A 17,711-nucleotide genomic window follows, 5' to 3' on the forward strand; every position below is an offset into this window, starting at 1 on the left:
TTGTCATGGATATATGTCGATGACACGGTGATCACATGCTCACGCGTCTCAAGGTGGTCGCGCCGGTCGCAGTGACCGTCGCGCTCGTCCTCCCCGCCGGGGCCGCGCTCGCGGATCCCACCCCTACGCAGGCGTCCAGCACGTGCGATCCCACCCAGACCGCACCTGTCTACTCGAACAAGGTCCCCACCCCCAAGAGCGTGCTCGGCTTCGACCTCGGCGAGCGCGAGGTCACCTCCGCCGAGTCCGACACGCTCCTTGAGGCGATCGCGCGGGCCAGCGACCGCGTCGTCTCCGGCACCCTGGCCACCACCGCCCAAGGCCGGCCGCTGAAGTACGCGATCGTCGGCAAGCCCGCGAACGTCACCAAGGCCGGGCTCACCGCGACCGAACTGGCCATCAAGGCGCTGCGCGATCCGCTCACGCCTTCCGCTCTGGCCAAGCTGCTCGCCAAGCGCGCCACCGCCGTCCTGTGGGTCACCGGCAACGTCCACGGCGACGAGGAGAGCGGCGCCGACGCGGCGCTGAAGACGCTGTACGACCTGTCCGACCGCGACGACTGCGCGGCCAGGCACATCCTGGACAACGCCACCGTCGTCATCCTGCCCATCCAGAACCCCGACGGGCGCGAGGCCCGCAAGCGGCGCAACGCCTACGGCTTCGACATGAACCGCGACTGGTTCGCCCGCACCCAGCCGGAGACCGACGGCAAGCTGGAACTGCTGCGCAGGTACCCGCCGCAGCTCTACATCGACGCCCACGAGCAGGACGGCACGGCGTACTTCTTCCCGCCGAACGCCGACCCGATCTACCACGAAATCGCCGAGCCGGCCTACGACTGGATCAGCAACCTGTACGGCCAGGCGATGATCGACGAGTTCACCCGGCGCGGCCTGCCCTTCACCAACCGGGACGTCTACGACCTGTTCTACATGGGTTACGGCGACACCGTCCCGACCACCGGCTTCAACGCGGCCGGCATGACCTACGAGAAGGGCGGCGACTCCCCCATCGCCACCCGCGCCTTCGAGCAGTACCTCACCCAGTGGGTGTCGCTGTCGGCCGCGGCCTCGCACAAGGAGAGCATCCTCACCACCTGGCACGGCATGTACACCGACGCGCTCAAGGAGGGCCTGGCCGGAAGGCTGGAGCCCAATCAGGTGTACAACCCCGGCCACGAGGTGATCAGCCAGGTGCCCGACCGGCCGGTCCGCCACTACTTCCTGCGCGCCGGCGACCCCGCCAAGAAGGCCGCGGTCGAGTCGGTCGTGCGCCGGCTGCAGCGCATGGACGTCAAGGTCTACAAGCTCGCCAAGCAGATCACCGTCTCCGACTACAAGGAGTACGGCCGCCCGCCGGCCCGCGCCACCCTGCCCAAGGGCACGTACTGGATCCCCATGGCCCAGGGCCAGAAGCACTGGATCCAGGCGATGCTCGGCGAGGACGGCTACACCCCGTTCCCCTACTTCTACGACGTGACCGCCTGGAGCCTGCCGCTGCTGGCGAACGTCTCCGGCGGCTCCTCCGGCAGCGTCCTGTCGCCGCCCGCCTCCCCGGCCGAGCGCGTCCCCGACGTGGTCTCGCCCCCGGCTCCCGTCAAGCGGCCCAAGGTCGGCGTGCTGGAGCTGTCCGCCACCTCGGGCACCACGGTGGAGTCCCTCGGCTGGCTGCGCCACCGGCTGGACCGCGAGTGGAAGCTCCCCTACACCAAGCTGACGCCGGCGGACGTCGCGTCCGGCAAGCTGGCCGGCCTGGACGTGCTGCTCGTCCCGGCCGGCCCCGCGGCCACCGCGAACACCGCCCTCGGCGAGCCTGGGCGTGCGGCGCTCAAGACGTGGGTGAGCGGCGGCGGCCGGTACATCGGCTGGAGTGGCGGCGCGCAGCTCGCGTCCCTCGCGGGGGTGAGCACGGCGACCTTCACCGAGCCGACCTCCGACGTCCCCGGCTCGCTGTTCCGCGTCCAGGTCGCCAAGGGCCCGCTGGCCGCCGGCATCGGCTCCACGGCCTGGCAGTTCTACTCCTACGACCCGCTGATGCGGGCCTCGGACCCGGCCCAGGTAGTGGCCTCCTACCCGGCGGCGGACTCGGCGGACTGGTTCGTGTCCGGCTTCCAGCTCGGCGCCGAGGAACTCGGCGGGACCGCCGCCGCGCTGGACGAGCCCGTCGGCCGCGGCCACGCGATCCTGGTCGCCGCCGAGCCCAACTTCCGCGCCTTCACCGACGGCACCGCGCACCTCATCACCAACGCCCTGACCGCGGACCTCCCCCGGCCCCGCACCTCCGGCCTGGACAACAGGCCCGCCACCCCCGAGAACACGACCACCACCCCGCAGAACCGCACCGCCACCCCGCAAGACGGGACCGCCACCCCGCAGAACCGCACCACTGCCCCGCAGGACGGGACCGCCGCCCCGCAGAATCGGACCTCCGCCGCCGGAGACCCGACCGTGACGGCCGCGGCCGCTCCGGACCGCGAGTCGGCCATTCGCGTCACCGTGAACGCCGCCGACAAGGCCAAGGTCGCCGCCGCCCTGACCGGCTTCGGCGCCACCTGGACCGAGCGCCCCGGACCCGGCGGCTCGCTCCGCTTCGTCGTGCCCAACCCCGAAGGCCTCGGCCTCGACGAGCATCCCTGGGCCGCCAAGCTCCCGGCCGCGCTCCGCGCCGCCGGAGTGACCCCCCTCGCGGTGGTCCTCCCCTGACCCCGCCCACCGCCCGACGACCGCGGCTCGCGCCTCCCGCGAAACAGCACAAGGCGCGAGCCGCACTCATGCCGGGCACCGGGAAGCCCCCGTCACCCCTCAGCGCCCACCTCTGACGCCCCGGCGTCCCGAAACCTCACCGCGAACCAGACGACCCTCCCCCCGCCGTCCCGGTACATCCCCCACCGATCCGAGATGGCGTCCACCAGAAAGAGCCCTCGCCCGCCTTCCTCCTCAAGGCCACCCCGAACCCGCGGCTCCCGCTCCGATCCCCTGTCGACCACCTCGACATGGACGGCGCCGTCACACTCGCTGATGGCGAGCGTCACCGGTCCGCCGCCGCGCGAGTCCGAGTGCGTGACGCTGTTGGTGACCAGCTCGGAGACAAGCAAGACGACCTCGTCCAGGACCGGATGAGCGCGCCCGAGCGCCTCCCTGACGAAGGCCCGAGCCTGGCCGGCCGACTCCGGAACGCCGACCAGGTCGATCACGCCCTGGAGGGTCTCCACCGAGCCGTCCGCCCGCGAAGACGCGACCTGGTCGGGACCACTCATCGATTTGCGAGGTTGTTGCGGGGTCGACATGCCTTCCCACCTCACCGTTTCTACGGATAGTAAAGAGACGGCTTCATACAGTGGCCGACGAAGGAGTGCCCGCGACAGCGGATTCACCTCTCAATGACGCCTCACTTGCGGGGTGGCGAAGGCGAGGTGCGGAGGCGGGCCATGCATGCAACGGAGGGTAAAAAGGTGACGAAACCCGTCGAGGTCAACCCAGAAGAGTCCCCCCGGGCGCTGTTCGCCTATGAACTACGGCGATACCGCCTAGAGGCAGGGCTGACACAGGCGGAACTGGCGCACAGGATCGGCTATACGACGAGCGTCGTCGGCATGGTCGAAACCGCCCGGCGTCCACCGGGAAAGCGTCTCGCCAATCTCTGCGACGAGACCCTCGGTCTCGACGGCGTCCTCACCCGCCTCTGCGCCATAGCCAGGTGGGAAACCGTCCCCGAGCACTTCCGGAATTGGATGGACGTGGAACAGCAGGCCACGGCTCTCCGAAGCTGGGATCCCCTTCTGATCCCCGGACTGTTCCAGGTAGAGGAGTACGCGCGCAAGGTGATCGAAGGCGAGCCCGGGCTCACCCCGGACCAACGTGATCAGCACGTCGGAAGCCGACTACGCAGGAAGGCGATCTTCGAGAAGGAACATCCCCCGACGGTCTGGAGCATCATGGACGAGAGCGTCCTGCACCGGCCGCTCGGTGGATCGACGGTGATGCGCACACAGTTGGAATACCTCCTGGAAATCGCCCAGCACCCCAAAGTCATCATTCAGGTCGTCCCTTACAGCGCAGAATCGACAGCGGGAATGCTGAGCGCGTTCACGATCGCGGAGCTGCAAGGCGCGTCCCATATCGTGTATGTGGAGTCATCTGCGCGAGGTCAGGTGATCGACGATCGCACAACGATTCTCGGGGTCGCCGCCCGCTACGATGCCATACGAGCAGAGGCTCACGCCCAGTACCTTTCACTGCAGCTCATCAAGGACGTGATCCAGCGATGGACCTGAATGAAGCGAAGTGGCGAAAGTCAAGACGATCAGGCCCCGACGGGGGCCAGTGTGTCGAGGTGGCCACCAATCTCCCCGGGGTCGTCGCGGTTCGCGACTCCAAGGACTCCGGTGGCGGCACCCTCGCGTGCACCGACACGGAATGGCACGCCTTCGTCACCTCCCTGAAGACGACTCCCTGATCCCCCTTCGCTCATCTGCCCACCCCCGCCTCGACCGGCACAGCGCCCGTCTGAGGAACCCGCCTCCCGGTCGGGGGGCGAGGGGGGCGGCAGCCCCCTGGGAAGAACAGCCCGAGCCGAAGGCGAGGCCCATCTGCCGGACGGCTCGGGTCCTTGCTCGAAGTAGAACACGGCCTTCGCGCCGTTCGAGTCGCGTGTTGGGATGGGTCAGAGGCGGGTCAGGAGGGCTGTGGTGAGGCGGTCGGCGGCGCCGGGGGTGGTGCTGAGGTACAGGTAGGGCTCGGTGAGCTCGAGTTCGATCAGCGCCGGGGCGCCGCCGGGGAGGCGGACCAGGTCGACGCGCGCGTACAGCAGGTCCTCGCCCACTTCGGCGAGGACCCGCTCGGCCAGGGCGAACTGGTCCGGGCCGGGGTCGCGGACGGGGACGGCCCGGTGGTCGGCGGGCACGACGTCCGCGAGCATCGCGTTACGGCGCCGGGCGTGGCTGAACCGGCCGCCGATGTAGATCATGGAGGTCTCGCCCTCGGTCTCCACCATGTCCAGGTACGGCTGGACCATCGCGACGCGACCGGCCGCGACGAGCGCCCGGGCGTGGGCCTCGGCCGTGGCGCGGTCGGCGGTGCGCATCGTGTCGCGGGCTCCGGCGGAGATGGCCGGCTTGACCACATACTCCGCGTTTTCCGCGTTTTCCGCGTACTCGGCGTACTCGGCCTGACGGGGCAGCGTCACCTGCTCGCCCGGGTGGATCCAGTGCGTCGGCACGGTGGGCACGTCGAGATCGCGCAGGTAGGTCTTGTCGGTGTTCCGCTCGATCACCGAGGCCGGGTTGAACAGCCGGGTGCCGCTCTCCACCTTGTGGGCCCACTCGACGAACTGGTCCCGGCGCAGGATGTAGTCCCAGGGGGAGCGCACGACGGCGGCGTCGAAGGAGTCCCAGTCGGCGGCCGGGTCGTCCCATCGGACCGCGGCCCCCTCCGCGCCGGCCCGCCGCCAGGCGGCCAGCAGGACCTCCCGGTCGTCATCCGGCCCGTCATACGTGACATAAGCGAATCTCACGACACTCCATCCCATACTTCACGAATCCCGGGCTTGAGCATCGTACGGACATGCCGACTATTTGCGACCGAGGAGGTGTGCGGTGAGCCGGGCTTTGTCAACGGCCGACGAGGATGTTCGTGGAGGCTCGTGTGTCGTTCGCGTACACCAGGCGGGAGGACGAGCGGCTGCTCACCGGACAGGGCCGCTTCGTCGCCGACATCGACGTGCCCGGCTGCCTGTCGGCGGTCTTCGTCAGGAGCCCCGTCGCGCACGGCAGGCTGCGCTCGGTGGACTGTTCCCCGGCCGCGTCGGTGCCGGGCGTCGTCGGCGCCTGGTCGGCGGTCCACCTCACCGGCCTGCCCGCGTGCGCGCAGACCGCCGCCGACCTGCCGGACCTGCCGCCCATCCCGCCCGTGCTGCTGGCCAGCCTGTCCACCCGTGAGGCCGTCGCCGGACGCGAATGGCCGACGCTGGCCACCGACCGGGTTCGCTACCCCGGCGAGGCGATCGCCGTGGTCGTCGCCGAGGACCGCTACCAGGCCGAGGACGGCGCCGCGGCGGTCGGCGTCGTGATCGACCCGCTCCCGGCCGCCGTCACCACGGCCGCCGCCCTGGACGGGACGGTCACCCTGTTCGAGGGCATGAGCAACGTCGCCTTCGAGTTCGAGGCCGGCCATCCCATCGACGAGGAGGTGTGGCGGAGCGCGGCCGTGGTCGTCGAGGCCCGCTACCGCCAGCAGGTGCTGCTGCCCTCGCCGATGGAGTGCAGGGCCTTCCTCGCCGTGCCCCGAGGGGACGCGCTGACCGTGTGGTGCTCGCACCAGATGCCGCACCGGCTGCGCCGGGAGCTGGCGGAGGTCCTCGGGTGGCCCCCCGGCCGCATCCGCGTCATCGTCCCCGACAGCGGCGGCGCGTTCGGCTCCAAGAGCGCCATCTTCCCCGAGTACGTCGTGACCGCCACGCTCGCCGTGGCGCTCGGCCGGCCCGTCCGGTGGATCGAGGACCGCATGGAGTCGCTGCTGGCCGCCACCCGGGGCCGCGGGCAGGACCAGCGGGTGCGGCTGGCCGCCGGCGCCGACGGGCGCCTGCTGGCCTACGAGCTGGCGATCGACGCCGACGTCGGGGCCTACCCGCACCTCGGCGCGGCGCTGCCGACGCAGACGGCACGGATGGCGACGGGCCCCTACCTGACGCCCCGGGTGCACGCCACCGTCCGCTCGGTGCTCACCAACACGATGATGACCTACCCCTACCGCGGCGCCGGGCGCCCGGAGGCGGCCTCCGCGCTGGAGCGGACCATGGACGAGCTGGCCCGCCGCCTCGGCCTGGACCCCGCCGAGCTGCGGCGGCGCAACTTCATCCCGCCCGAGCGCTTCCCGTACGACACCCCGACCGGCCGGCGCTACGACAGCGGGAACTACGCCGCCGCCCTGGACCTCGCGCTGGAGACCCTCGGCTACGAGCGGTGGCTGCGGGAGCGTGACCGGCGCAGGGCCGACCCGGCCGCCCTCCCGCTGGGCATCGGGCTCGCCTGCTACGTCGAGCGCTCCGGCGGCGAACCCGGCGGCCTGCACGAGTTCGGCGGCGTCGAGGCGTGCCCGGACGGCACGGTGGTCGCCCGATGCGGCAGCGCCGCCGGCGGGCAGAGCCACGAGACCACGTTCAGCTCCCTGGTCGCCGACACCCTAGGCCTCGACCCGGCGCGCGTCCGGCTCATCGAGGGGGACACCGGCGAGGTGCCCGAGGGCGTCGGCTCGTTCGCCAGCCGGTCGGCCCAGATCGCCGGCGCGGCGCTCCAGCGGGCCGCCAGGACCCTCATCGACCAGGCCAGGCAGCGGGCGGCGGCCCTGTGGGAGCTGCCGGTGCACAAGGTGAGCTGGTCCCGGGGCACCCTGCGGGCCGAGAGCGATCCGCCGGCCGTCGCCGATCTGGGCGAGCTGGTGAAGGAGACCGGGCCGCTCCGCGTGGACGACCGGTTCGAAGGGGCCATGGCCTTCCCGTTCGGCACCCACGCGGCGGTGGTCGAGGTCGACGTGGACCTGGGCACCGTGCGCGTGCTGCGGCTCGTCGCGGTGGACGACTGCGGGGTGGCGATCAACCCGGTCGCGGTCCACGGGCAGGCGCTCGGATCGGCCGTGCAGGGCATCGGACAGGCCCTGTACGAGGGGGTGCCCTTCGACGACGCCGGCGTGCCCGTCCTGCCGAACGGGCTGCTGGACTACCTGCTGCCGACCTTCGCCGAGGTGCCTCCCGTCGACATCGCGGCCACCACCACCCCGACCCCGGTCACGCCGCTCGGCGCCAAGGGGGCGGGCGAGTCAGGGTGCATCGGGACGCCGCCCGCGATCGTCAACGCCGTCGCCGACGCCCTGCGCCTCGCCGACCCCGGCCTGCTCCAGATGCCGCTCACGCCCGACGTCGTCTGGCGCGCCGCGCGCGCCTCGGAGAACGCCCGGCGCCCGGCGGCGGCCCGGGAACCCGGCGGGGCCGACTACGCCGCACAGGGATCGGGCCACGGCACACACGGCACGAGCGGCGGCGCGGACCGGTCGAGGCACGGCGCGGACCGGACGGGGCGGGGGCGATGAAACCCCCCTCCTTCGACTACCTGGCGCCCGGCACGGTCGCCGAGGCCGTGAACGCGCTCGCCGTCCCCGGCAGGCGCGCCGAGGTGCTGGCGGGCGGTCAGAGCCTGATCCTGGACATGCGCCTGCGCCGGACCAGCCCTGACGTGGTGGTCGACATCAACGGCATCGACGAGCTCGCCGACGTGCGGGTGGAGCGCGGCGCGCTGCTGGCCGGGGCTCTGGCCCGGCACCGCGACTTCGAGTCCCCGCTGGTCGCGCCCGGCCCGCTCGGACGCCTGCTCTCGCGCGCCGTCGTCAACGTCGCCCACCCGCCCATCCGCGCCCGCGGCACCATGGCCGGCAGCCTGGCCTGGGCGCATCCGGCCTCCGAGTGGTGCGCCGTCGCCCTCGCGCTGGACGCCGGCATCGAGCTGCGCGGCCCGTCCGGGGCGCGGGTGGTCGCGGCCCGGGACTACTTCCGCGGGCCGCACGCGACCGCCCGCGCCCCGGACGAGCTGATCACCTCCGTGCGGCTCCCGCTGCTCCCCGGCGGCACGGGGGTCGCCTTCGCCGAGCATCGGCGCACGCAGTTCTGCTTCGCCCAGGTCGCGGTGGCGGTGGCGCTCACCGTGCGCGACGGCGTGATCGCCGAGGCGAGGATCGCCCTGGCCAACTGCGCGGACCGGCCGCTGCGCGCGTACGCCGCCGAACGCTCCCTGATCGGCGCCGAGGCCCTCCCGCCCGGCCACGGCCGGCCGCGGCCCACGCGGACCGAGGCCCTCCCGGACCAGCCGCCATCCACGCGGACCGAAGCCGTCGCGGACCCGCGGCCGCCCGCGTACGGTCCGTTCGCCCGGGCGGCCCGCATCGCGGCCCAGGACGACGCCGACCCCGTCCCCGAGCCGTACGCCGATGTCGAGTACCGCCGGCACGCCATCGCCGTCCTGGTGGCCCGCGCCCTGTACGAGGCGTCGGCGGACGGATGGGCGCACGCCGCCGACGACCTGCCCGGAGGTGACCCGCGATGAGGATCACGCTGGTGGTGAACGGGCGGGACTACCCGCTGGACGTCGAACCCCGGCGCGTCCTCGCCGACGTCCTGCGGGATGACTGCCACCTGACCGGGACACACCTGGGCTGTGAGCTGGGTGTCTGCGGGGCGTGCACGGTGCTGCTGGACGGCGAGGCCGTCCGGTCGTGCCTGCTGCTGGCCGTGCAGTGCGACCGGCGGCCGATCCGCACCGTCGAAGGGCTCGCGTCTCCGGACGGCCGTCCGCACCCGCTCCAGGAGGCGTTCTCCGCCGAACACGCCCTTCAGTGCGGTTTCTGCACGCCCGGGTGGCTGATGCTGGCCGCCGGGGCGCTGGAGTCCGACCCGGCCCTCGCCGACGATCCGGAGCGGCTGGCGGCCCTGCTCGGCTCCAACCTCTGCCGGTGCACCGGCTACACCCCTATCCACCGCGCCGTCCTGCGGGCGGCCGGCCGGCCGCCCGCCACACCACCGGCCTGACCCCCGTCAAGGCCGGTGGACGACGTGACCGTCAGGGCCGGAAGACGGTGTCGAACTGCTCGCCCGCGTTGAGGCGGTCGATCAGGGACAGGACGGCGCGGGAGCCGCCGTTCGCGGTGACCCACCGGCTCACGCGGCACGCCGCCTCGGCGTACAGGTGCCCGTCACCGCCGGCCGCCTCCCGCCAGCGCCCCAGCTCCGCGGGGAGGGCCTTGTCCGAGGCCACCAGGCAACGGTCGGGCGACCCGGCCGGCGCCAGGTAGCGGGCGTCCCCGGAGACCAGGACGGCGAGCCCCTCGTTGAACCACTGCGGCACGTCGCCTCCGTCCAGCCGGGCGCGCAGCTCGACGTGCGACAGCTCGTGGGAGGCGATGACCACGTCCAGGCCGCGAGGAGAGAGCATGACCGCCCGGTTCAGCACCGCGACCCCGCGCTCCCCTCCCCCGCCGATGCGGCGGTAGCACCCGTCGGTCACGCACGCCAGCACGCGGGGACTGCTCTTGCGGCCCCCGTAGAAGTTCGCGACCCTCCGCTCGGCCTCCCGGACGACTCCGAGCAGTCGCTCCCCGCGAACCGCGGGCGTCGCCGGCTCGGCGTACACGCCGTCCCCGAGGTCCTCCAGCCCGTAGCAGCCCGGGCAGGCGACCGCCGCCACCGAGGGGAACGCCACCGCCACCCCCAGAACACCTGCGACGACCAGCGCGACCACCCCGCCCAGAGCCCATCTCCGCCGCCGACGCACCGCACCCCTCCACCGCCGAAGCCCGCCGTCCACCACCACGCCGCCCAGCCTTCCCCATCTCCACCCTTACGGCATCAGCCCACGGACCGTATTCACCCCCACCCCAGGGATGACCTCCGCCCGTCAAGGCGGCGGTTGACGCGAGGAGCACCCGGCCGGCGGGCGGGGGCGTGTCCCGGCGGGTGGGCCATAACGCTTGTCTGTGAATCGGGAGGTGTGATTCGTCGCTTTTGGGGTGGTCGTGGAACGCTCTGGAGGAGACGGAACGGTGAGGATCGGGTGATCAGGTGTCAGCGGGTGGCGGAGGATCGACAGGGCGGCGATCAGGCCGGGTGATCGTCGCGGCCGCGGGGGTCGTGGCGGCGCTGGTCATGGCGGGGTGCTCCTCCGGCGCGGACGCCGGCCGGGCGGCCCCTGTGGAGCGCCGGTCCGCCGTCGGGTCGCCGGGGACCGCGGCCCCGTCGTCCGAGGCGGGCGGGGCGTCGATCCGCAAGCCGCCGCCGGTGGACCCCGCCTGGCCCCGCTGGGGGTTCACCCACACAGGGGTGAGTGCCAACAACGTCACCGAGCGGTTCGAGCAGGACGTGAGCGGCACGCTCGCGCGGACGCCGATGGCGCAGAACCAGCACATCATGGGCTTCGGGGCGCTCAACCCCGAGCCGCGGCCGGAGGAGTTCTTCTGGGAGGACCTCGACAGCCGGACCGACTTCATGCTGCGCTCCGGCGGCGCGCCGATCATCACGCTGTGCTGCGCCCCCGACTGGATGAAGGGCGGCCCCGAGGGCCCGACCGAGGAGTCGGCCTGGGCCGAGCACCTGGAGGACGCCCCCTACCCCGAGCACTTCGACGACTTCGCCAAGCTGTCGGCGGCCGTCGCCAAGAGGTACACCGACGTCAAGTACTTCATGGTGTGGAACGAGCTCAAGGGCTTCTGGCCGGACCACTCCAAGCCGGCCGACATCAAGGGCTACACCGAGCTCTACAACAAGGTCTACGACGCGGTGAAGGCGGTGCGTCCCGACGCCCGGATCGGCGGCCCGTACATCGGCTTCGACAGCAACAGGACAGGGAAGTCCGCGCTGCGGGGCTCGTGGGGCGTCGTCAACCAGAACGTGCTGGACGCCTTCGACTACTGGTTCGAGCACAAGAAGGGCGCCGACTTCGTCGTGGTCGACGGGGCTTCGCTGACCGACGCCCACGAACTGCTGCCCGACGCGTTCGGGGCGCTGGACAAGTTCGGCGCGGTGACCGCCTGGCTGCGCGACAGGACCGGCGACCTGCCCGTCTGGTGGTCGGAGTGGTACTTCGTCCCCGAGGACGGCACCACGTGGGCCGAGCCGATGCGGCTCGCCGTGCAGGCCGTGTCGATGATGGAGTTCGCCGAGAGCGGGGCCGCCACCGCGCTGTACTGGAACCCGCAGGCCAAGTCGGGGGCCTGCCGGGGCTGCATGTGGGACCCGGGCACGGGCGCCCTGGAGCCGACCGGCAAGCTGATCGGCGACTTCGCCACCTCCTTCCCCGCCGGGGCCGATCTGGAGCGGGTGACCTCCTCCGACCCCCGGGTGCGTGTGCTGGCGCAGCCGCGGCGGCTGGTGATGGTCAACACCACCGACCGGCGGCTGAGCGCGACCGTGGACGGCGAGCGGGTCGACCTGCGGCCCTACGAGATCAAGTGGAGCGATCGCTAGCCCGCCCGGGACCTTCCCCGCTTCGCCCGGCGGGAACGCCCCGGCCCGGGTTCGCGCAGGCCGATCGGCGGGAGGGTTCTTCGGAAGGGGGCACTGCGGGTAAGTAACTCATGACGGGGGGGAGTCATGAGACGAATCACCACGGCCGTCGTGCTCGCCACGACGACGATGTTCGGCACCGTCGCGGCCGGGGGGCCGCCTGACCAGGATGGCAGGCAGTCGGTAAGTGCGGACCAATATCGGATTCTGACCCGTCAATGCCGGTACGCCAACACGGCGCAGGCCCAGAGCGACTGCCGTGCGGAGGTCCGGCGCAAGTACCGCGTCGGCGAGCGGGCCACCGGCCTCGACTGCCGCACCTACTCCGGCGTCACCGTGTGCGGCACGCTCAAGCTCGGCCCGCGCGAACAGCGGTGCGTGCAGGACTCCGTGAGCAAGGGCCTCACCTACCGCCGGGCCGAGGTGGAGTGCTACGCCTTCTTGTGACGGGGCCCGTCATCGGGCGCCGTCATCGGGCGCCGTCACGGCGGCGGCGCCCGGCCGGAGCTCCCGGACGTCTGCGGCGCCCGGCCGGAGCCCCCGGACGTCTGCGGCGCGGGGCCGGAGCCCCCGGACGTCTGCGGCGCCCTGCTGGCATGCCCGGATGCCGCGGCTCACGGCCGATGTCCGAACGCCCGCACGCCGGCGGAGCCGGGCTCCGGTCGTCAGCGGGGGGAGATGCCGTACACCGGGTCGGGGATGGGGGCGTCGGCCAGCAGCTTGGCGACGGCGTCGCCGATCTCCCCCACGTTCCACCGCTCGCCCTTGTCGACGCCGGGCCCGTGGTGCCAGCCGGTGGCGATGGAGATCATGCCGCCCTCGATCTCGAACACCCGCCCGGTGACCCCCGACGCCTCCGCCGAGCCCAGCCACACCACCAGGGGAGCCACGTTGGCGGGGTCCATGATGTCGAACCCGACCTCCGGCGGCGCCATCATCGCGGAGAAGACCTGCTCGGTCATGCGGGTGCGCGCGGACGGCGCGACGGCGTTGACCGTGACGCCGTAGCGCGCGAGCTCGGCGGCGGCGGTGTGGGTGAGGGCCACGATGCCGGCCTTGGCGGCGGCGTAGTTGGCCTGGCCGACGCTGCCGAGCAGACCGGCCCCCGATGAGGTGTTGATGACGCGAGCGTCCACGGGCCGACCGGCCTTGGCCTGCTCCCTCCAGTACGCGGCCGCGTGCCGCAGCGGCAGGAAGTGGCCCTTGAGGTGGACCCGGACGACGTCGTCCCACTCCTGCTCGGTCATGGACACGATCATCCGGTCGCGCAGGAAGCCCGCGTTGTTGACCAGCACGTCGAGCCCGCCGAAGGCGCTGACGGCCGTCTTGACCAGCCTGCCCGCACCGTCCCAGTCGGCGATGTCGTCGTAGTTGGCGACGGCCTCGCCGCCGAGACCGGTGATCTCCTCCACGACGGCACGCGCCGGGTCTCCCGAGCGCCCCGCCCCCTGCGGGCCGGTGCCGAGGTCGTTGACCACGACCTTGGCGCCCTGGCGCGCGAACTCCATGGCATGGGCGCGACCGATGCCCCGGCCGGCACCTGTCACCACGACGACCCGTCCCTCGCAGAGACCGCTCACTTCACCGTTCCCTTTTCTGTTAGACCACCGCTCTTTTCCCCATCTCTTCGGATTTATGTGTATTTGAGGCGATCGTCACAGTGGGGCGCCACTGATCGTCGGGGCGGGCCACCCCAGGTGGAAGGCGCCTCCGGCCGTGCGGCGAGGCCGGTTCCGCGACGGTGGTGAAGATCGTCCGACCGGATGTATAGCAAGCGCTTGGTCAGTCCGGGAACGTAAGGTGAGCAGGTGACTCGTGCCGGTCGTCAGGTGAACAAGCGATTGCATGGAGGCCCATAATGGAGGACGTGAACACGCGCAAGAACTCCGGCGGCGCGCCGGCGGCGACGGGTGCGACCAGCGAAATCGCTCCGCGCGGCGACGCCACGGCGCCCAGGCGCCAGGGCTCCCCCCGGCGCGCGGCCACCTCCGGCTCCGCCTCCGAGCGCCGCGAGCACCTCGTCAAGCTCGCCGCCGAGCTCTTCGCCCGCAAGGGATTCCAGGCGACCACCGTGCGGCAGATCGCCGACGAGGCGGGCATCCTCTCCGGCAGCCTCTACCACCACTTCGACTCCAAGGAGTCGATCGTCGACGAGGTCCTGTCGACGTTCCTGAAGGACCTTATCGGGCGCTACCGCGAGATCCTCGCCGGGGACGGCGACCCCCGCACCATGCTGTCGGAGATGGTGCGCATCGGCTTCGGCACCCTCGAGCCGCACCGGGCCGCCATCACCGTGATGCAGAACGACTGGAACTACCTGCGCTCGCTGCCCGGCGACCGCTTCGACTACCTCATCAGGGCCGAGGACGAGGTCGAGCGCATGTGGATCGGGCAGATCAAGCGCGGCCAGTCGGCGGGCCAGCTGCGGTCCGACGTCGATCCCAAGATCACCTACCGGATGATCCGCGACAGCATCTGGGTGGCCGTGCGCTGGTTCCGCCCGGGCGGACGGCTCAACACCACCCACCTCGCCGAGCACTACATCACCGTCCTGTTCGACGGTCTGGCCACGGGCGAGCGCACGAGCCAGAAAGCATGACGCCTCTGCACAAGGCCGTGCGCACGGCGCTGACCGACGTCGCCGACCCGGCCAAGGCTCCCGCCATGCAGGCGTACATGAAGTCGGTCATGCCCTTCCTCGGCGTCCAGGCGGCGCCACGGCGGGCGGCGCTGCGCAGGGTGCTGGCCGAGCACCGCATCGACGCCGCGCCCGAGTGGCGCAAGACCGTGCTGGCCATGTGGCGCGACGCCGAGTACCGCGAAGAGCGGTACGCCGCCATCGAGCTGTGCGCCTTCCGCTACTACAAGCCCTTCCAGACGCTCTACACCGTGCCGATGTACGAGGAGATGATCGTCACCGGAGCCTGGTGGGACTACGTCGACGACCTGGCGATCCACCGGGTGGGCGCGCTTCTGCGGGCCTTCCCCGACACGATGCGCCCGCTCATGCTCGAATGGGCCCGGGACGGCGACCTGTGGCGGCGCCGCACGGCCATCCTGTGCCAGAACGGCTTCAAGGACCGCACCGACGCCGGGCTGCTGTACGCCTGCATCGAGCCGAGTCTGGCCGACACCGACTTCTTCGCCCGGAAGGCGATCGGCTGGGCCCTGCGCGAGTACGCCAAGACCGATCCAGAGGAGGTCGTCCGCTATGTCCGCCACAAGGGTCTCACCGGCCTCAGCCGCCGCGAGGCGCTGAAAAACCTCCCGGCCACCTGACCTCGCAGGTCACTCACGATCTTGTGACGACACGTCCGCAATTCAGGCGAAAAATGGTTACATGATCAATATCGTCGGCGGCTTCGTCTATATTCGAGCCGAGGGCGATGTTCATGGTGACCTGTCACCGGAACGGGCGAGGCGAGGGGGCGTGGGTGAGCGAGCACGAGAAGGCTCCGGCCGGGATCGATCCCACGACACCCAGCGTGGCGCGGATGTACGACTACTACCTCGGCGGCAAGGACAACTTCGCCGCCGACCGTGCGGCGGCCGAGCAGATCATCAAGCTGCTGCCGAACGCCCGGCACGTCGCCCGCGAGAACCGCGCCTTCCTCGGCAGGGCCGTGCGCCACCTCGCCGGCCTCGGCATCGACCAGTTCATCGACATCGGCGCCGGCCTGCCCACCCGCGAGAACGTCCACCAGGTGGCCCAGGCCCGGGCCCCGCGCTCGCGCGTCGTATACGTCGACAACGACCCCATCGTGCTGGTCCACGCCCGCGCGCTGCTCGCCGACAACCCGCAGACCACCGTCGTCGAGGGCGACCTGCGCGACCCGAAGGCGATCACCGAGCACCCCGCCGTCCTGGCCGCCATCGACTTCGACCGGCCCTTCGCCGTGATCCTCTGCGCGATCATGCACTTCGTCGAGGACGACGAGGAGGCCGCGAGCATCGTGGCGCACCTGCGGAGCACGCTGCCGCCCGGCGGCGCGCTGGTGCTCTCGCACGGGTTCCGGGGCCACCAGGCCGGCCCGAACATCGCCAGGGCCGAGGCGGTCTACGCGCGGACCTCGCGGCCGCTGAAGATCCGCGACCGCGAGACGATCGAGCGGTACTTCTCCGGGCTGGACCTGGTGGAGCCCGGTCTGGTGCACGTGGGGTCATGGCGTCCCGAGCACGACCTGCTGGAGGACGAGTCCGCGGCCGGCGGTCTCGGCGGCGTGGGGCTGGTCCCCCGCCACCGCACCCTCAGATAGTCGGACTATCCAGCATGGGTACGATGCCCGCATGCGGATCTCCCAGCTCAGCGCCGCCTCGGGGGTGCCGATCCCCACGATCAAGTACTACCTGCGCGAGGGCCTGCTCCCGCAGGGCGAGCAGACCGGCGCGACCAGGGCCGAATACGGACAGGCTCATCTGCGCAGGCTGCGGCTGATCCGCGCCCTGCTGGAGGTCGGCCGGCTGCCGGTCGCCTCGATCGCCAAGATCGTGGCGGCGGTGGAGGACGAGAGCACCCCGATCCACCGGATGCTCGGCACGGCGCACTACGCCCTGGCCTCCCCGGCCGCGTCCGACCCCGGCGACCAGGAGCAGCGCGCCGCCCGCGAGCGGGTCGACCGGCTGATCGACGACCTCGGCTGGCGGATCACCCCCGACGCGCCCACCCGGGACGAGCTGGCGCAGGTGCTCGTGCGGCTCGCCCAGTTCGGCAGGCCCGCCGGCGAGGACGACCTGCGCCACTACGCCGATGTGATCATGCGCCTGGTCGCCGAGCGCGAGATCGGCAAGGTCCCCATGGACGGTCCCCGCGAGACGGCCGTCGAATCCCTGGTGATCGGCACCGTGCTGTACGGCAAGGTCTTCGACGTGCTCAGGAGGCTGGCCCACGAGTCGGAGTCCGCCCGCCTCCTCGAAGTCCGGCCCGCGCCGCCCGTCCGGCGCACCTCCAGGCCGAAACGAGCGGGATAGGACGGACAGGGCCCCCGTGCGGCCTCAGTCGCCGAGCAGCCAGCGGGCGGCGCGCAGGAGGAGGGCGCGGTGGGACGGGCTCTCGTATGACCGCACGTCATGGCCGAGCGCGTCGTACACCAGCCGCCCCCCGCGCACCTCACGGGCCCACACCAGCGGCTGCCCGAGCGACGAGGCCAGCGGCCGGACGCCGGGCGACACCTCAAGGTCGCTGTAGATCTCGTCGACCAGCTCGAAGTCCGCAAGCCCCTCGACGATCGGGTGGCCGCCGTGGACCTTCACCTCCGCGGGGCCGAGGGGCGGGTGATGGGAGGCGCCCCAGACCCAGGCCGCCCCGACCAGCCCGCGCCAGGCGGGCCAGTCGTCGAAGCAGATCGAGGCCGCGTGTACGGCGAGGACTCCCCCGCCCCGGTCGAGATGGGCGAGCACCGCCGCGCGGGCGGCGCGGGGCAGCCGGAACGGAGCGACCCCGAGGCTCCGCGACCAGCCGTCGTCCTCCAGGCGGCGCAGCGCGTTCACGGTGACCAGGTCGGGGCGGGGGCCCGCCGCGAGCGTCCCGGCGATGTCGTCGGTGACCAGCGACCGCACCCCGGCCTCGGCCAGGACCTCCGCCAGCGCCGCGGACGTCGCCGGGAAGTCGTGCGCCGGCCCGCCGGAGAGGATCACGTTCGTCGCCACGGACCCAACCCCATCACGGACGCCGC

General features: G+C 72.1%; 17 protein-coding genes. 12 read left to right on the plus strand and 5 right to left on the minus strand.

All coding sequences use genetic code 11. The annotated features are described in order from the left end of the window. Positions 1-35 precede the first annotated feature (35 nt). On the plus strand, positions 36-2,702 hold the full coding sequence (locus ACWEN6_RS09790; RefSeq protein ID WP_452569818.1) for a M14 family zinc carboxypeptidase: 2,667 nt from the start codon (positions 36-38) through the stop codon (positions 2,700-2,702). A 92-nt stretch (positions 2,703-2,794) separates the two neighbouring features. Here ACWEN6_RS09790 and ACWEN6_RS09795 read toward each other — a convergent pair whose 3' ends face one another. After that, positions 2,795-3,193: an ATP-binding protein gene (locus tag ACWEN6_RS09795; protein ID WP_452569819.1), complete on the minus strand. Its 399-nt coding sequence runs from the start codon at positions 3,191-3,193 to the stop codon at positions 2,795-2,797. Between the two features lie 258 nt (positions 3,194-3,451). Here ACWEN6_RS09795 and ACWEN6_RS09800 point away from each other — a divergent pair, with 258 nt between their 5' ends. After that, a complete protein-coding gene (locus ACWEN6_RS09800; protein WP_452569820.1) occupies positions 3,452-4,273 on the plus strand; it encodes a helix-turn-helix domain-containing protein in 822 nt (273 codons plus the stop codon). Continuing rightward, positions 4,264-4,455, plus strand: a complete 192-nt coding sequence (locus ACWEN6_RS09805; protein ID WP_452569821.1) for a DUF397 domain-containing protein — start codon at positions 4,264-4,266, stop codon at positions 4,453-4,455. Before ACWEN6_RS09800 ends, ACWEN6_RS09805 begins: the two co-directional genes overlap by 10 nt. A 207-nt stretch (positions 4,456-4,662) precedes the next feature. Here the strand turns inward: ACWEN6_RS09805 and ACWEN6_RS09810 are convergent, their stop codons facing one another. Next, positions 4,663-5,511: an ATP-grasp domain-containing protein gene (locus ACWEN6_RS09810; protein WP_452569822.1), complete on the minus strand. Its 849-nt coding sequence runs from the start codon at positions 5,509-5,511 to the stop codon at positions 4,663-4,665. 119 nt (positions 5,512-5,630) lie between these two features. Between ACWEN6_RS09810 and ACWEN6_RS09815 the strand changes: the two genes are divergently transcribed. Genes ACWEN6_RS09815 through ACWEN6_RS09825 form a run of 3 tightly spaced genes read left to right on the plus strand, consistent with a single transcriptional unit; the run spans position 5,631 to position 9,570 of the window. Beyond that, on the plus strand, positions 5,631-8,081 hold the full coding sequence (locus ACWEN6_RS09815; protein ID WP_452569823.1) for a xanthine dehydrogenase family protein molybdopterin-binding subunit: 2,451 nt from the start codon (positions 5,631-5,633) through the stop codon (positions 8,079-8,081). Further along, positions 8,078-9,088 (plus strand): FAD binding domain-containing protein, encoded by a 1,011-nt coding sequence (locus ACWEN6_RS09820; protein WP_452569824.1) that lies wholly within the window; start codon positions 8,078-8,080, stop codon positions 9,086-9,088. Before ACWEN6_RS09815 ends, ACWEN6_RS09820 begins: the two co-directional genes overlap by 4 nt. Next, positions 9,085-9,570, plus strand: a complete 486-nt coding sequence (locus tag ACWEN6_RS09825) for a (2Fe-2S)-binding protein (protein ID WP_452569825.1) — start codon at positions 9,085-9,087, stop codon at positions 9,568-9,570. Before ACWEN6_RS09820 ends, ACWEN6_RS09825 begins: the two co-directional genes overlap by 4 nt. A 31-nt stretch (positions 9,571-9,601) precedes the next feature. Here the strand turns inward: ACWEN6_RS09825 and ACWEN6_RS09830 are convergent, their stop codons facing one another. Continuing rightward, the gene (locus tag ACWEN6_RS09830; protein ID WP_452569826.1) at positions 9,602-10,312 is read right to left on the minus strand and encodes a hypothetical protein; all 711 of its coding nucleotides are present in this window, start codon (positions 10,310-10,312) and stop codon (positions 9,602-9,604) included. Between the two features lie 332 nt (positions 10,313-10,644). Here ACWEN6_RS09830 and ACWEN6_RS09835 point away from each other — a divergent pair, with 332 nt between their 5' ends. Continuing rightward, the gene (locus ACWEN6_RS09835; RefSeq protein ID WP_452569827.1) at positions 10,645-12,000 is read left to right on the plus strand and encodes a xylan 1,4-beta-xylosidase; all 1,356 of its coding nucleotides are present in this window, start codon (positions 10,645-10,647) and stop codon (positions 11,998-12,000) included. 126 nt (positions 12,001-12,126) lie between these two features. Then, positions 12,127-12,486: a hypothetical protein gene (locus ACWEN6_RS09840; RefSeq protein ID WP_354835313.1), complete on the plus strand. Its 360-nt coding sequence runs from the start codon at positions 12,127-12,129 to the stop codon at positions 12,484-12,486. 218 nt (positions 12,487-12,704) lie between these two features. Here ACWEN6_RS09840 and ACWEN6_RS09845 read toward each other — a convergent pair whose 3' ends face one another. Then, positions 12,705-13,619 (minus strand): SDR family oxidoreductase, encoded by a 915-nt coding sequence (locus ACWEN6_RS09845; RefSeq protein WP_452569828.1) that lies wholly within the window; start codon positions 13,617-13,619, stop codon positions 12,705-12,707. Positions 13,620-13,906: 287 nt separating this feature from the next. On the opposite strand from ACWEN6_RS09845, the gene ACWEN6_RS09850 reads away from it, so the two are divergent. The 4 genes from ACWEN6_RS09850 (at position 13,907) to ACWEN6_RS09865 (ending at position 17,007) form a co-directional block, all read left to right on the plus strand. Beyond that, on the plus strand, positions 13,907-14,638 hold the full coding sequence (locus ACWEN6_RS09850; RefSeq protein ID WP_452569829.1) for a TetR/AcrR family transcriptional regulator: 732 nt from the start codon (positions 13,907-13,909) through the stop codon (positions 14,636-14,638). Then, a complete protein-coding gene (locus ACWEN6_RS09855) occupies positions 14,635-15,318 on the plus strand; it encodes a DNA alkylation repair protein (protein ID WP_452569830.1) in 684 nt (227 codons plus the stop codon). The genes ACWEN6_RS09850 and ACWEN6_RS09855 overlap by 4 nt, the downstream gene beginning before the upstream one ends. Before the next feature lie 155 nt (positions 15,319-15,473). After that, positions 15,474-16,295 carry an SAM-dependent methyltransferase gene (locus ACWEN6_RS09860; protein WP_452569831.1) on the plus strand — a complete coding sequence of 274 codons (822 nt, stop codon included), beginning with the start codon at positions 15,474-15,476 and terminating at the stop codon, positions 16,293-16,295. Between the two features lie 31 nt (positions 16,296-16,326). After that, positions 16,327-17,007: a MerR family transcriptional regulator gene (locus tag ACWEN6_RS09865; protein ID WP_452569832.1), complete on the plus strand. Its 681-nt coding sequence runs from the start codon at positions 16,327-16,329 to the stop codon at positions 17,005-17,007. A 24-nt stretch (positions 17,008-17,031) separates the two neighbouring features. Here the strand turns inward: ACWEN6_RS09865 and ACWEN6_RS09870 are convergent, their stop codons facing one another. Further along, entirely contained in the window at positions 17,032-17,685 is a 654-nt protein-coding gene (locus ACWEN6_RS09870) for a ThuA domain-containing protein (RefSeq protein WP_452569833.1), read from the minus strand. Between the last annotated feature and the right edge of the window lie 26 nt (positions 17,686-17,711).

The organism is Sphaerisporangium sp. NPDC004334, assembly GCF_053602655.1.

What these genes read in the sequence shown, in the direction of transcription:
- ACWEN6_RS09790 (WP_452569818.1), top strand. Translation starts at nt 36, where the DNA reads ATGCTCACGCGTCTCAAGGTGGTCGCGCCGGTCGCAGTGACCGTCGCG.
- ACWEN6_RS09805 (WP_452569821.1), top strand. Translation starts at nt 4,264, where the DNA reads ATGGACCTGAATGAAGCGAAGTGGCGAAAGTCAAGACGATCAGGCCCC.
- ACWEN6_RS09820 (WP_452569824.1), top strand. Translation starts at nt 8,078, where the DNA reads ATGAAACCCCCCTCCTTCGACTACCTGGCGCCCGGCACGGTCGCCGAG.
- ACWEN6_RS09825 (WP_452569825.1), top strand. Translation starts at nt 9,085, where the DNA reads ATGAGGATCACGCTGGTGGTGAACGGGCGGGACTACCCGCTGGACGTC.
- ACWEN6_RS09840 (WP_354835313.1), top strand. Translation starts at nt 12,127, where the DNA reads ATGAGACGAATCACCACGGCCGTCGTGCTCGCCACGACGACGATGTTC.
- ACWEN6_RS09855 (WP_452569830.1), top strand. Translation starts at nt 14,635, where the DNA reads ATGACGCCTCTGCACAAGGCCGTGCGCACGGCGCTGACCGACGTCGCC.
- ACWEN6_RS09865 (WP_452569832.1), top strand. Translation starts at nt 16,327, where the DNA reads ATGCGGATCTCCCAGCTCAGCGCCGCCTCGGGGGTGCCGATCCCCACG.